General features: G+C 45.1%; 11 protein-coding genes and 1 pseudogene. 8 read left to right on the forward strand and 4 right to left on the reverse strand.

Translation table 11 applies throughout. From position 1 onward, the window contains the following. Positions 1-55 precede the first annotated feature (55 nt). The 6 genes from E3K36_15905 to E3K36_15930 all read left to right on the forward strand — a co-directional run bounded on the left by E3K36_15905 (position 56) and on the right by E3K36_15930 (position 5,079). Positions 56-1,945 (forward strand): hypothetical protein, encoded by a 1,890-nt coding sequence (locus E3K36_15905; protein ID MCF6156678.1) that lies wholly within the window; start codon positions 56-58, stop codon positions 1,943-1,945. 9 nt (positions 1,946-1,954) lie between these two features. Next, positions 1,955-2,452 carry a hypothetical protein gene (locus E3K36_15910; GenBank protein ID MCF6156679.1) on the forward strand — a complete coding sequence of 166 codons (498 nt, stop codon included), beginning with the start codon at positions 1,955-1,957 and terminating at the stop codon, positions 2,450-2,452. A gap of 17 nt (positions 2,453-2,469) precedes the next feature. Further along, positions 2,470-3,546 carry a hypothetical protein gene (locus E3K36_15915; GenBank protein ID MCF6156680.1) on the forward strand — a complete coding sequence of 359 codons (1,077 nt, stop codon included), beginning with the start codon at positions 2,470-2,472 and terminating at the stop codon, positions 3,544-3,546. 110 nt (positions 3,547-3,656) lie between these two features. Beyond that, positions 3,657-3,944, forward strand: coding sequence for a DUF104 domain-containing protein (locus tag E3K36_15920; protein ID MCF6156681.1), 288 nt, complete (start codon positions 3,657-3,659; stop codon positions 3,942-3,944). Then, positions 3,944-4,351: a PIN domain-containing protein gene (locus E3K36_15925; GenBank protein MCF6156682.1), complete on the forward strand. Its 408-nt coding sequence runs from the start codon at positions 3,944-3,946 to the stop codon at positions 4,349-4,351. The genes E3K36_15920 and E3K36_15925 overlap by 1 nt, the downstream gene beginning before the upstream one ends. A 113-nt stretch (positions 4,352-4,464) precedes the next feature. Then, entirely contained in the window at positions 4,465-5,079 is a 615-nt protein-coding gene (locus E3K36_15930) for a glycosyltransferase (protein ID MCF6156683.1), read from the forward strand. 337 nt (positions 5,080-5,416) lie between these two features. On the opposite strand, the gene E3K36_15935 is transcribed toward E3K36_15930, so the two are convergent. Further along, the gene (locus E3K36_15935) at positions 5,417-5,704 is read right to left on the reverse strand and encodes a hypothetical protein (protein MCF6156684.1); all 288 of its coding nucleotides are present in this window, start codon (positions 5,702-5,704) and stop codon (positions 5,417-5,419) included. Between the two features lie 168 nt (positions 5,705-5,872). Between E3K36_15935 and E3K36_15940 the strand changes: the two are divergent. Continuing rightward, positions 5,873-6,162, forward strand: a pseudogene (locus E3K36_15940) (hypothetical protein). A gap of 673 nt (positions 6,163-6,835) precedes the next feature. After that, entirely contained in the window at positions 6,836-7,042 is a 207-nt protein-coding gene (locus E3K36_15945) for an AbrB/MazE/SpoVT family DNA-binding domain-containing protein (protein ID MCF6156685.1), read from the forward strand. Between the two features lie 966 nt (positions 7,043-8,008). On the opposite strand, the gene E3K36_15950 is transcribed toward E3K36_15945, so the two are convergent. The 3 genes from E3K36_15950 to E3K36_15960 all read right to left on the reverse strand — a co-directional run bounded on the left by E3K36_15950 (position 8,009) and on the right by E3K36_15960 (position 14,721). Continuing rightward, positions 8,009-10,009 carry a hypothetical protein gene (locus E3K36_15950; protein ID MCF6156686.1) on the reverse strand — a complete coding sequence of 667 codons (2,001 nt, stop codon included), beginning with the start codon at positions 10,007-10,009 and terminating at the stop codon, positions 8,009-8,011. Between the two features lie 127 nt (positions 10,010-10,136). Next, positions 10,137-12,791, reverse strand: coding sequence for a DUF2309 domain-containing protein (locus tag E3K36_15955; GenBank protein ID MCF6156687.1), 2,655 nt, complete (start codon positions 12,789-12,791; stop codon positions 10,137-10,139). 553 nt (positions 12,792-13,344) lie between these two features. Further along, the gene (locus E3K36_15960; protein MCF6156688.1) at positions 13,345-14,721 is read right to left on the reverse strand and encodes a hypothetical protein; all 1,377 of its coding nucleotides are present in this window, start codon (positions 14,719-14,721) and stop codon (positions 13,345-13,347) included. Between the last annotated feature and the right edge of the window lie 159 nt (positions 14,722-14,880).

Here is a 14,880-nt window from a genome sequence, read left to right on the forward strand (position 1 = left end):
CTTAGTTACCTTGTCACAACAGAATTAAAAGGAGACAAATCACAGAAGAATACGGATGGTACAAATGCACACTCAACAGATAAATGTTCCAAGGGAAAGCAAAAGGACATACATTATGTTTATTGTGGCGAGGTTTGTCCTTCTCCTCTTTGTTGCGTTTTTATCAACGACAGCGCTTGCTTACGCCAAAGATAACGAAACTGTTGCAGCGCCACAAGAATATTTTAGCGACTGTAACATAACCGTTGTTTCCACCCTAGCGGGAAATACCATACAACTTGCCAGACAGCGGGATGTTTTACTCTTCGAGGGTTTTGATGCATCTGTTAAACCTGAAAGAGGCCCATCAAGGAATGCTTCTCAGAAGATTTCAGACTGGAGATATATCCCTAAAGATGGCTGGGGGTTTGAAAATTTCAGAAACGCACTTACTCCTTTTGTTTTAAGGGAAAAGGATGCGCAGAATACCTGCCTGATTATTCGCGGTAAAGAAGGCGACACCGCCTTTGAGCTTGCTTCCCCAAAAATCCCTGTTGTGCCAGAGAAAGAATACACCCTGAGTTTTCGATGCAAGTTTAATAAACGTATGGTGAGCCACTACGGACACAAAGGAAAGTATGAGACCGGTATTATCTGGTTTGACTCAAATCACAAGAAACTGAACGATATGCCCATCACCCTGCTCTGTGAAGAGGGTGATGAAAAAGACTGGTACAGAAAGGCGATTACCGTGGTTTCACCTGAAAAGGCAGCAATGGCGCTTATTCGCTTCGGTTTTGACCTTCCGAATCTTGGCCCCGAGGATTTTGTATGCCTCGATGATATTCAATTCGACTCGGCAAGTAACAGGCACGAACCCGAAGGCGAGTTTGTTTCAAGGCCGTTGTCAATCGAACCAGGCGAATTTTCTCTCACCGCAAATGCAGACATACCAGCAGGAACCTCCATTCGATTCCAGGTAAGGTTTGCCGGGGATAACGATGGTGTGCCTGGCACCTGGTCATCGTTTGTAAATTACAATCAAACAACCACCCCTCAGTCCCCTCCTTCACAAGGAGGGGATTTTGCCGTGAGCACTCAGCAGAACGACAAAAGGGATATGAAATCAAGGCTTTCCAGTTCACTACCTTCACAAGGGAAAGGGGAAGGATTGTTGATTTCCTCCTTTGCGAGGGAAAGAGACAGTGTTATTAATTACCCCCCTTTCGTTCCCCCCTTCGTAAGGGGGGACACAGGGGGGTGTAAAATAAACTTTCCGGAAAAAGAAGTTTTTGCACAGAAAGCCTATAGATGGCTGCAATACCGGGCTATCCTTCATACAACCAAACCCGAAACAACTCCTGCGCTCCATAGTGTGACAATTAATAACTCTGGTCGCGTCGCTATTACAGATACTGGATGGACCGGTCACGATACGACACCGCCTGAAATTATTTGGCGAAGCCCGACAAGAACTGAGAATGCAGATATCCCGATCTCGTTCCGCCTTTGTGACAATCCTGGCGGGCTTGGCGTCAAGAGTGTAGAGGCGTATCTTGATGGAGAGAAAGTGGAATTATTACAGGATAAATCCCATGGGAACGAATATACTCTCAAGACCAATGGCCCACTCAAGCCCATCGACCGCAGCAGAAGTCTTTCAGCATGGCGCACTGAGAATTACCAGGATGCACTAGCGGTGGAACATACGCCAGAAGTGATTACGGTGAGGAGCAAGAGTAAGGATGATACTTACGTGGATACTGCCTTTAAATTACCGTCACCACAGATTCCTGTTCGAGAAAATTCGAAGTATGTGCTTACCTTTTTTGTGCAGCATACTATGGAACTCACACAATTACAACATTGGGGAGAGCTTTCAAGCGGTATACGCTGGAAGGATTTTAGGGGGAATGATGTAGGCGCTCCATACAGGATGAGTTTTGGAACCCGTGATATAAACTAGCGCCGAAATGTGCATACCGTGAAATCTCCTGCCGGCGCTGCTTCAGCAGAACTCTGTTTTGGATGGGATTCACCGAATCTGAAAAGCGGGGATTTCTTTTCGATAAAAAATGTCAGCCTTGAAGGTCCGAAACCTGAGTTAACGTATGCGCCAAATTTACACAAGATTGAAGTCAAGGCCTGTGACCTTGCCGGAAATAGCATGCAGAAAACATGGTATTTGTTTGTAAAAGAATTTCCGATAGAAAACATCATAGGGCCGCACGGTCGCAAACAATTAACCACCCCTCAGTCCCCTCCTTCACAAGGAGGGGACTTCGTCGTGAGCGCTCAGTCGAACGATAAAGGGGAGGTAATAAAAGATACCCTACCTCATGAAAGTATGCCACCCACCCTTAATCCCTCCCATCGTTCGACTGAGCGCTCACGACGAAGTCAAGGAGGGAAAGTTCCTCGCCCTTTGCGGGAGAGGGTCAGGGTGAGGGGTATTTTCGTGCCAATACGATAAGACTGCGTGACGATGGGATGACGCTCATTGATAATAAGCCATTTTTCCCTATCGGCATCTATGCCGTACAGAAGAGCAAGGTAAATGATTACAATTTCAATAACGCTTTCAAGGAACTTAAAGAAGCGGGTTTTAATACTGCCCACACCTATATGAAAGAACGGAATCATGATTTTCGTGAATTTTACTCCACAGCAGCACAGTTTGGAATAAAGGTTATGGTCATGGCATCGACCGGACATAACAGTGCTGATATTGATACCATTGTCCGTGATGTAGCATCTGAAGTAAATCAACCGGCGTTGCTCTCGTGGTATCTGGCCGATGACACCGCAAGCCATATCGGATCAAGCGACCTTAAACGCGTGCATGAGGCAGTGAAGGACATTGATCCGTTTCACCTGACCGGTCAGGCAGATTGGGTTGGCAATGAAAACAGGTATAAAGGATATGGAAAGGCAACGGATATCTTTTTGCCTGAGCTGTATCCCGTTGGCAAAAAAGGAAGAGGTGGCGTTCCGGAAGTGATACGTGATATGAATACTGTAAAGGAGGAGTTAAGAAAAGCAGGACAGAGCAGAGGGGTATGGGCGATTGTTCAGGCGTTTAAAGGATGGGGATGGGAACGCTACCCGACGAACGAGGAACTGCGCGCCATGACGTATCTGTCCATTATTCACGGCGCTACCGGTATTACCTATTATACCTATGGAGGCTGGGGGAACAACTTTGGCGCTCCCTATGACAAAGGTGTGTGGAATAATCTGAAAAAGGTTGTGGGAGAACTTGCATCCCTGCACGACGTGCTGGCAGAAAGGAATACAACGGAAATCTGTGCTTTCCAGATAGGCAGAGGAGCAACGAAAGACGACCTGGTCTATCCGGCAATAAATACCTTGTTCAAGGTTCATCAGGAGAAACAGTATCTGTTTGCTGTCAATTCTGCAAGGGAAAAGACCGTCGGTCGGTTTCAACCTCCAGGAAAGAGTATTCCGGAAATTACTGTCTTGTTTGAAGGTCGATCATTGCCGGTGAAAGACGGGGTGTTTGTGGATGATTTTAAGCCGTATGAGGTGCATGTGTATCAATGGTAGTTTTTTCAGGCAAAGGGGTATAGAGGCAGAAGACAAATACTTTTTGTCAATTGAATTATTTATCAATTGATGGTAATTTAAAGAAAAGGTTACATGCAGAATATAAGAGCATGATTGATAAGAAGTCAAAAGAACAAGATATAGGAGGTTTTAATATGTCACACGCACGAAAATATAAAGCTATTTATAAAAATGGGGTTTTGATACCCTTTGAAGAAATAAACCTGGACGAAGGGGAAAATGTGGAAATCGAGATAAGAAAGGTGAAAAATAAAAAAAATATTTCTCTTCGGGGATTATGGGAAGGGGTTGATATAAAAGAAGAGGATATTGATAAAGCTAAATTTATTTGGAAAAAAGGACTCAAAAAACAAATAAAAATTTTACATGATAAATAATGCGTGAGAGTAATTTACCTATTTACGTTACAGATACTCACAGTCTGATTTGGTATCTTCTTAATTCCACAAAACTCAGTTTTAAAGCCAGCAGGGCATTTAGAGAAATTGAATCTGGAAATGCACGGCTTATTATTCCTGCAATTGTAATTGCTGAAATTGTTTACCTTACTAAAAAAAGTAAACTTGAAGCCGATGTAAATGTCTTAATTCAAAAGATTCAAGAGTCAAACAACTTTGAAGTGTGTCCTCTGAATATGGATGTCCTTCAATGTTTGAAGAATCAGAAAGAAATATTGGAAATGCATGATAGTTTGATTATATGCGAAGCAATTATTAACAGAGCAAAGATTATCACAAATGATAAGGAAATAACAAATGCCAGGCTTGCTGATGTAGTATGGTGAAAACCCATTGATATCGACAATTCTAAAATTCAAACGCTAATAAGTTTGGTGCGATACCTTCTCCATTACAAAAATTACGGCCGTATTAGTGGTTATCTTTTATCTGCGAAAGAATGTATAACAATAAACACGTTTCCGTCATCATCCCCATATTCAATGAAAAGAGATATATCCGTCAATTATTGAATTCATTATTGCAGCAGGATTATCCGAAAGACAGGCTTGAAATCCTTCTTATTGATGGGCGTTCGGAAGACGGCACGAGAGAAGAGATAAATGATGTTATTGCCTCATCTCCGGAATTTTCTCATCTTCGTATTACTGTACTCGATAATCCCAAAAGGATCGTCCCCTGTGCCTTAAATATCGGGATTAAGGAGTCAAAAGGGGATTTTGTTATCCGCATGGATGCACACTCGGCATATGCACCTGATTATGTTAGCAAATGCATTGAGTGGTTGGAAAAGACGGGCGCTGCAAATGTGGGTGGGCCGATGGTGGCCAATGGCAAAGGCTTTGTTGGCAAGGCTATTGAGTCTGCCCACCACTGCCGGTTTGGTTTGGGTGGTGGAAGGTTCCATGATGAACAGTGGGCTGGATATGCAGACACCGTCTATCTTGGCGCCTGGCCAAGAAAGACCTTCAAAAACGTGGGGTTGTTTGATGAACGGCTCATAAGGAATCAGGTATTGAGTTTAATGCCAGGATCAGGAAGAACGGCGGGCTGATTTATCTGACGCCGGAAATACGGTCAAATTACCACTGCCGGGATTCTATAAAAAAGTTATGGAAGCAGAATTTCGAAAACGGGAAATGGGTGGTGTATACAAAGGCAATTGCCCCGTATACACTATCGTGGAGACATTTTATCCCATTGATATTTGTTGTCTCTTTGATAGCGCCGATGGTGTTTTTTCCCTTTTCATTCTTAGCGACAATTGCATTCGTCCTCGGTGCCGGTAGTTATGCCTTGGCCAATCTCTTCTTTTCCTTCCGGCTGGCCTGTAAAAACGGTTTCAGATATCTGCTTACCCTGCCAGTTGTTTTTGCTACTCTTCATTTCAGTTACGGTCTTGGGTCAATCTGGGGATTGCTGACCTTGAAGAGATGGTTAAAAAAATAGTTATCTCGCCAAGCCGCTAAGATGCCGGGAAGATAAAAGACAGAAGCAAGACGATGGACGACAAAGAACAGAGGACAGATACCAGATGGTTCGACTGGGCTCACCACAGGTGGTTCGACTGGGCTCACCACAGGTGGTTCGACTGGGCTCACCACAGGTGGTTCGACTGGGCTCACCACAGGTGGTTCGACTAGGCTCACTACAGGACTTAGGGCGTATGCCCCTCCCATTTCAACAGCTTTAACCGTTTATTTCCCCATGCCGTTGTGATACAATTTGTGACGTCACTTATTTTATCTTTCATTACATTATTCATTTTAATGAATGACCGTCAAATAAATTTTCAAACAATACTCTTTGTATTAAATTTATAGGATTATGCTTAAAGGAGTTTTAGAATGGCTGACATCAGATTGATTTCCAGACAGAACCGACAAATAAAGCCATTGGTGGAAGCAGCGCTGGCAAACGAATTGCGCCTATTAGAAACAGGCATAAGACAAACTGAAGAAAGACTAAAGGAATTTGAAAAAAATATCAGATGCTCACAGAGGATTTTCTCTCTCGTTATGAAAATGATGAATTTGAAGAAACTATGGATTTTGTGGAATGGATTGGCGAGTCCAGACTGTTAAAATGTTTAAGAGAAAAGGCAGAGACTATAAGGGATATCCAATTTGCGAATTGAAAGAATGAAAAGGGGGTGATATAAATGCAAACATTAGAGGATCTGATTAAACAACTACCACCAGCACTACAGGAAGAGGTAAAAGATTTTACGGGCAGTAGCAAAGGGGTCAAATCTTTATCTTTGACAAACAAATAGTCGCAACAGTTGACACAGTTCAGGAAAACAGGCTGAGAAGTCAAATGTCGTACGTCGTAAATCGGAGGTTTTAAGTCGTATGTCATAAGTCATAGGTCATAAGTTAAAAGACATAAGATATGACGTGGGATATACAACAGAGGACATAATATGTTAATTTTTATTGGTTGAATTGGTCTGAAAATAGTGGTAACTTCAAGGATAATAATTAGGAAGTGCTGAAATTTAAGAAGATGTGAAAAATAGTAGGTTGAAAGAATCGGGATTTTGGTTAAATAATTATTTAGAGACGAGATTATTAATGGAGGTTGATGAGTAACCCAAAATACTGGCGTAAGCAAAAAGCATTGGAATGGCGGGGGGATTAAATATGTATTTTACGAACATATTGCTTAGACTGCTTTTAGAGAGGCTGAAACAGTTTGACAATTAATTATAAGATGTATCTTATAAAGTAAGATAATGTTAATACGTCATATATAAATATTGAGGTAAGACCATGAAGACATTGGTAAGCTAACGAGGACAGGTTGTTATTCCAAAAAAGATACGGGAAATAATCCATATCGGTAAAGGAGATGAGTTGGAGATTGAGGTTGTTGGAGAGACTGTTGTCTTAAAACCAATCAGGAGATTTAAAGCCAATAAATGGCAGGATTATGCAGGAATAGGCGAAGGAATCGTTGACGCTCATCTTAAGGACAAGAAAAAGGAAAAAAACGATGAAGATGTTTATCCTTGATAGTTATGCCCTGCTTTGTCTTTTTGACAAAAAAAGAAAATCAGAAAAAGAGGCAACCCCAGTGATCAAGGCGCAATACCCATGTCCGACGCCGATGCCTTCTGTATAGAACTTGCAAAAGATATGAATCTGCCTATTATAACCAGCGATCCTGAATTTGAGAGTGTCGGAAATATTGTTAAAATTATGCCATTATCACCATAAGGGAGTTAAGGGGATAGGTTTTGATTCCTGGAATGTCCAGTTAAGGAGTTCTTCGAAAAGTCACCTATTACCTTGTAAAAATTCTTTTTTTAGCAAGATTTTTTACCTCCCTTTATCCACTCCTTACGAAGGAGAAATTGGAAGCACTTTAATTCTTTACCTCCCCTTCATCCCCTCCTTGCTAAGGAGGGGAAAGAGGGGGTTAATTTGGTTGCGACGGTGCTGCGTTATGATATGATTTTAGAAATAATCTTGAAAGGAGAAAGATATGCCTATAGTAAAAGGAATTAAACATCCTTACAGGAATCCTGTACCTCATATAAGCCGTGGCACGGCAAGAATACCCACAAGATGTTTTTCAAACACGATCCAAGCGGGAAGTGTTTTCATTATTATTTCTACTTTATCCATGAAATTTCAGGGCTGTGTTCTGTCCGTGGTGAGTTCAACATCCGGGGTTTTCAAAACAAAAACCTTCGGACAAAACTGACAGAGAAAACCACGAGCCAAATTTGCCGTATCATAAAGCGGCTTTAGATACTAAATCCCTCTCAAATTATTTTTCAGGAATTCTAAGGATTTTTCCTAAGAAACGGAGAAAGATAGAAGGTCAAATGGGGGTCTTCATTCTTGCTAGTAAGAAGGTAAAAGGTGGACAAGTCTTTTTTGTTGTCAAACAATGTATCTCAGGTATGCCCTTGTAATTGCAAGACCTTTTCACTACGATATGCAGGGGGGGGAGAAAAAGCGTCTGTACCTGGATCAGGTGTGCTTCTGTACCCAGCGGAGATGGAGGGTATCGAGCTTGTAATGATGCAACATCTGCGCCTTGTGTTCGGGAAAGCCGAGGAAGTTGCTGAAGTAAAAGAGGAAGACTAGCAGTGTGTCCAATTTAATGATAAAGAATCCCTTTACGACCATATAGGGTGCGACCTGCGCGGTATAGTGGATGAGATATTCCCAGGCAAGGACAATGCCGAGACCAGGCACACCTACGATGGCGAGACCGGCGATAAACAACAGTAAGTTTGCAAGGGTAGAACGAGAAAGCTTTGCGGTATAGCTTGAGTAATTCTCACTGCCACTTGAGGAAGTGTACACCGAGAAGAAGGCTAGCCCCGAAAAGGCAATGGCAAAGACAATTACAGACAACCAGTAAAGCTGATTTGATGAGTCCATATGCTTTACCAATAGTAGTGTGTGTTCGATTCCTACCGTGGCTGCTGAGCAAGCAAGGGTTACAAAAAACATGCCCACTTTGCGGATATTGTAAAAGGTTAGTACGCAGAAACCCACCGCCAGAGCCAGTAATATCTCATCTTTGGCATAGAAATGTTTCCAATTGATAATGAAAGCTGTGACGGCATTCCCGCTGCCGCCTGCGGTATATTCCACGTTGAAAAGATTCCTGTTGAGAAGGAACATCACAATGCTAAAGACTACCCATACCAAAGCAACCATGAGGGTGAAGCGTCTCGCCGCTTTCTTATCGAAACGCAGGAATTTTAGGCCGAGAAACTGATCGATGAAATCGAAGGAGCGCTGAAAAAATCCAAATTCGTTAATCGTCAGTGAGTAAAGCCAATTTCTCAATCCCTCGGGAAGAATAGCTTTGAAGTGTCTCCCGGTGCTCGTCACCCTTGGTCGCCGCGTTTCAATGGTGTGATAATGATGGAGTAATGATGGTGTGCGCAGGAATTCAAATGTGCGATAGATCCCGTGGGATACCACGTGAACCAGGGCAAGAGTACGTAGTCCGAAAAATATCTCGATGTAGATGATGGCTAACTGTGTTATGGTGGCATACGCTATGGTATTCTTGGCATCGGAAACCTGCCGGCTCATGTGGGTCGTGATGATTGCAGAAAACACGCAAATGGCAATCGCAACGGCAATGGCATTGGCTGGATGTGAGATTGACCACACTTCGGGCCAATATGCCGGAAGTGACCACTCCCTGGGCCAGAAGCGCAGGAGGAGAAAAATGGGGATATGGGTCGATAACGAACCATAGAAAACCGCACTCGATGGTGTGGGTCCCTCCATTGCCCGTGGCAGCCAGATCCACGGAAAAAGGCCAGACTTGAAGAAGCATGCAAGAATCAATAAGACCATCGCCCACTCGCAGCCATGTCTCTCCAGTATCAATTCCATCTTGGTGATATCTTCGGTGTGGAAGAAGAGCAGCAGTACGATCAGGGAAAGCAAGAAGATGTCCCCTAACTCGTAAATAAACAGCACCCGCATGGCGTTCTTGAGCGGATTGGAACGATGCTCATAGAAAGCGATAAGAAGCACGGAAGAAAAGCCCAGGAGTTCCCAACCCATGAAAAAAAAAGTGGAACCTGAACTGAGAACGATAAGCTTTATGGACAAATGAAAGATAAAATAGAGGGAAAAGAACTTATGATAATACGCGTCGCGGTGCAGGTAGAAGAGAGAAAAATGGCCGATGGTCGCAATGATTATCGTCGTAAAGGCCAAAAAAATAAACGTAAGGATGTCCCAATGCACAATGAATGGCCAACCAAGGAAGCAGAAGGATTCGATCTGCACGGTAACCTCACTAAATCCCAGGAAATACAAGGCAGTTGCGACGTGAATGAAATCACTGATGTTTCCCCATTGAACCAGTTTCCGAACCATGTACTCCTCACGTTCCTGCCTGCTGGTAAAGTACTGGATGTTTACAAAAAGTATCTTGGCAATCGGGAACAGTATGAAGTAATGTGCAAGGTATGTAATCAAAGATTTTTCGTCCACATTACGCTCCTATCGTGTTGCTGTGTAAAAACATCTTTTTTAGCAAAATTTTTTACCACCCCTTCACCCCCTCCTTCCGAAGGAGGGGGTGAAGGGGTGGTTGTTAGGTTGATGCGGCTGTGCTGCGCTATGTAATTTGGCCAAACAAAAGATGATCTTGTTCAAGGAAAAACCGTGGATCGTCTCCCTTGTATTCGGGAACATCTGCCGTTTCTTCAAACGGTACAAACCGGCCTTCCAACCCGCCCTTCCATAAAAATATCTTTTCCTGATCCTGATCGTGAACCGCGAGGGTAATCCAATTGTGTTTCACCAGACACTGAAAGTGTCCGGGTTGGCCGGTATATCCCAATGCCTCATCGAGGATGGTTTCCATTGTCCCGACCTTACAGCAGACGAGCAGAATCAACCGGGTGGGTTCGTGAACCTCCACCATCTGCCACGGCAGTCCCAACTGCAGGTCGCTGAGGTGGCCGTTCATCACACCCAACAGGGAGGTGACGTTGTGGGGCAGTTTGGTACCGCAGCCATAATGCTCGTTGTCGATAAAGCTGAAATAGTATTCAAGATTGATCCCGGCACATACCGGTCCGACCGCACCAAGGATGTTTCTCAGGAACCGCCCTTCGGGATCCACTTTATAATTATAGGAAGTCAAAAACGCGCGCCTGTCTAAGAAAAGGTTTCGTGTCAGATACCTCGGACCCACAATGGCAATTGCATTGGTGCAGTGACCGTACTCAGGGCGCGGCTGGGTAAGGTCCATCGCACGGCCGTGTGCATAATCGGCAAATGCCTTTTCCGACTGGTCCGTCTTGACCTCGTCAAAACGCCGGCAGCGCTCTTTTGCATCCAATGCCGCCGCACGACGAATCGTGTCGATATATTTTTGAAGGTGCGGCTCTATAGTGTTTGGAAGGTCAAAAAGAAGCACCTCGTCGCTGCAGGTGTTGTGGTATCCGCCGATGAACAGAGTTGAATCCGGGATGATTATGCCGTTTTTCGCCAGCCCCGCACGAACTTCCGGTTCATTGCAGATGGTTGCAAAAAGACGCCCGTTGGGTGCGCCTCGTCCCCCGGCACATGCCCCACAATCGTGGGCGGCTTCGTGGGGGTTATTGAGACTGCTCGATCCGTGACCAAGTATGAACACATAGGGTGAAAAGTTGTCTGACAACCCGGCGCCTTTGAGTATCGCCGTGGCGCGGGCGATACGGCCTTGCAGATCCCATCCTTTTTCATTCTCATGGGTTTCTTTCTTGTAAACCAATCGTGTTTTGGGTTCATGGGCTGCCAGGTACCGTCGCAACTTAGAACTGTACTTCGGCGAAAGAACGTCCAGGATATACGGCAAGAAATTAAGGAGACCGATGAAAATCGTATGGACAAAGCCTCCCAAAAGGGTCTTGGAAGATTGCGTAATCACCCACTGCACTTCCCCGTAAATCTGCAGTTTTTTCGGCATTGCATCTTCGAGCTTCACTGCCTCTTCATAGACTTGTACCGATGGCGTCACCAGAGGATGAGGACACATCTTGCGGTAATGCTTCTCCGGAGGAGCTTTAAATCTCATGTCGAGTGCATAATGCCCTGCAGCGCTTAAGGTCTCGGCACCGGGATCGATTTGCTCCATATGGCGGCGGAAAGACTCCTCCCGGTCGTCGATGCAACAAAAGACTTGGTAATTCGGAAGCTTGTATTTCGGCTTTGCATCGATAGCGCACTTGCGATACGCTGAGAGAAATTGATTGTAGAGGGTATCCTCATAGGCACGCTGCCAAATCTCCAGGCGATTTTCGTCGGTAAAATGGGTGACTTCCCTGGGAAATTCACCGTCATTTTTGATGCCCAAAGCACTCACAATGGAAGCGACAAAATACGGATCATACAATAGCTCTGGTTTATAGACCGGGATCTTCAGGCTTGGTAGCTCGCATATGGATTCGATGGCCGCTAATTCGAGGACGAGAATAACGGGAATGAGTTCTTTAAAAACTGCTTTGATATCGTGATTTGGAATCCATTCCGGTGTCATTTCCAGCGCTTTAATGGTTCCCCCCCACCCCTTGTAACGATACAGGGTGCGGAACATATAGTCTTCAATGTGTTCCTCGGGGATAGCTAAACGTTGAAGCAAAAGTGCCGTGGCATCATCGTATTGATACCGTTTCATCCCGACGATAATTTGCTTCAGGGTCTTGAGGAATTTTGTGCTGAGGAAACCGCTTTTCGAGTAGATTTCACAGAAGCACTGCCACATCCCTTTCTCCCGATTTGGCATGGGCCAATACGCCAGGCCGAAGTCGAAATAGGATGACAAAAACCGAAAGAGAATCTGTCCCATTAGCTCGTCAATGTCCTGATTGTAGGTGATTTGGACCGCCTCTTTGTAATAACCAGGGCGCAGATATGCAGTGTCATTTACGAACTGCAGAATCCACGCGTCCGGTTCCGGTCGAAGATAGGGCTTCTCTGTCAAGAGTTTAAACAGAAGATCCGGCTGAATAGTAAGCTTGTGATACTCAATATATTCTTTGATATTCTTTTGAAGAACGGCCGCCGTAATGCGTCCCCGTTCATACGCCAAAAGAAACTCTTCTTCTGACATGAAAGCTTTGGCGCCATAAACACGCCCAGCTTGCTTAACGCCTTCAAAAAAGTCGTATGTTTCGAAGTGGTGAATGGTATTGTGGTGAACGAAGAATGGTAGTGGACCTTGATCAGGCATCAAATGTTTTGCATGCTCAATAGCGTGCTCAATCTTGTCAGACATCATTTCCACTTTTGTGAGAAAAAAAACCTACGTCCATTGATGAGTTTCTGAGTAATGACAAGACAGCAGAGCACATTTACTATTGCAAAACCCTTCGCTTTGTGTATAAGGAAGGCAATTGATCCAATGAAAAACAAAATATGCTTCTGTTAAAAAACCCCTACTTTTCACAGAATCATAATAATAAAGGAAACAAAATGCGCGGGCACAGGTGAAATGAAATTTTACTGCTTGCCACCTGAGGATGCATAATGCTCAAACTCCCCTGCCACATACAGGAGGCCAGATAGAATGAAAAACCTTTCATAGCTGAACGCGCAACACGTGCAAAACCAGAATTTTTTCTGTAAAGCCGGGTTATTGAAAAGGCAATTATTCTGTTTGCCTCTGAACCATCAATGAACTATTAAGCATAATAAACTAAGTCTGTATAATATAAGAAAGATCATGAAAACTCAAGTCTTTTTATCAAATATTACATTTTTAAAGAAATAGTATAAAAAACCTCTTTGTGTTGTAACAGAAAGATTACATCCTCTTTGGCGGGTGCACAAATCTCTCGCTATTCCACCGCATGCCCGAAGGAGTCGTTCGTCTCGGCAGTGTTTCTGATACCAGGACTGTCCTGGTGCCAAATCTGGTTGTCTGTGGAGGAAAGGCCTGCGGCAGAACCGTACAGGGAGTTCACAGCACCAGCATCGACGCCAACCCCAATATCCTCGTCGGGGACCCCCACGGCCAGATCGTCGAAGCCATCGCCATTAAAGTCGCCCGCAGCCAGGGCAGACCCGAAGGCATCGAACAATTCGACTGTGCCCCGGATACCGGGACTATTCTGGTGCCAAATCTGGTTGTCCGTGGAGGAAAGGCCTGAGGCAGAACCGTACAGGACATTCACCGCACCGGCGCCGACAGTGCCCGCAATGTCCTCCCCGGGAACTCCCACGACCAGGTCATCGAAGCCATCGTTATCATAGTCGCCCGCAGCCAGGGCAGACCCAAAGAAGTCACCCTCCTCGACGGTGTTCCTGATATCAATACTGTCCTGGTTCCAAAGCTGGTTGTCCGTGGAGGAAAGGCCAGCGGCAGAACCGTACAGGACATTTACCGCACCGGCGACGACGATGTCCCCCGTAATTTCGAAGGGAACCCCCACTGCAAGGTCGTCGAAGCCGTCTCCATTGAAGTCTCCCGCAGTCAGGGCCGACCCGAAGGCATCGAACAATTCGGCTGCGCCCAGGATATCAGTGCTGTCCTGATGCCAAATCTGGTTATCTGTGGAGGAAAGACCAGCGGCAGAACCGTACAGGACGTTCGTCGCACCGGCATCGATGTCCCCGATGTCCTCGTCGGGAACCCCTACGGCAAGATCATCGAAGCCGTCTCCATTGAAGTCACCTGCAGTAAGGGCGAACCCGAAGGCATCGAACAATTCTGCTGTATCCAGGATACCCGTGCTGTTCTGGTGCCAAAGCTGGTTGTCCGTGGAGGAAAGACCTGCAGAAGAACCATACAGGACGTTCACCGCACCGGTGTTGACGATGTCCGCAATATCCTCCCCGGGAACCCCTACTGCCAGGTCGTCGAATCCGTCGCCATTGAAGTCTCCAGCAGCAAGGGCAGACCCGAAGGCATCGAACAATTCGGCTGTATCCAGGATATCCGTGCTGTTCTGGTGCCAAATCTGGTTGTCCGTGGAGGAAAGACCGCCGGAGGAGCCGTAAATAACGTTCACAGCACCAGCGTTTACGATGCCTGCAATGTCCTCCCCGGAACCCCCCACAACCAGGTCGTCGAATCCGTCGGCATTGAAGTCTGCATGAATGGTTGGAGGCGCTGCACATGCATCGAAAATCCCCATGCCGAGCAGCCCACACATCGCCACCAAAACGCTCAGCATCAATGAGATAACCGTGAAATTTTTGGTTCTGATTTTCACAAGCCACACCTTTTTTATAGAATTAAACGCAACGTAACACTTTAGTTTTTTGAAAAACTATCAAGGCAAAGCCTTGTGCTGATTTCGCCCCGGAGGGGCAAATTGCTCATAGGCAGGCAATTTATTGCCTGTGTTAAGAGAAAGATAAAAATAAGCCCT

The sequence above is a fragment of the Candidatus Brocadia sp. genome (genome assembly GCA_021646415.1).
Classification (GTDB): domain Bacteria; phylum Planctomycetota; class Brocadiia; order Brocadiales; family Brocadiaceae; genus Brocadia.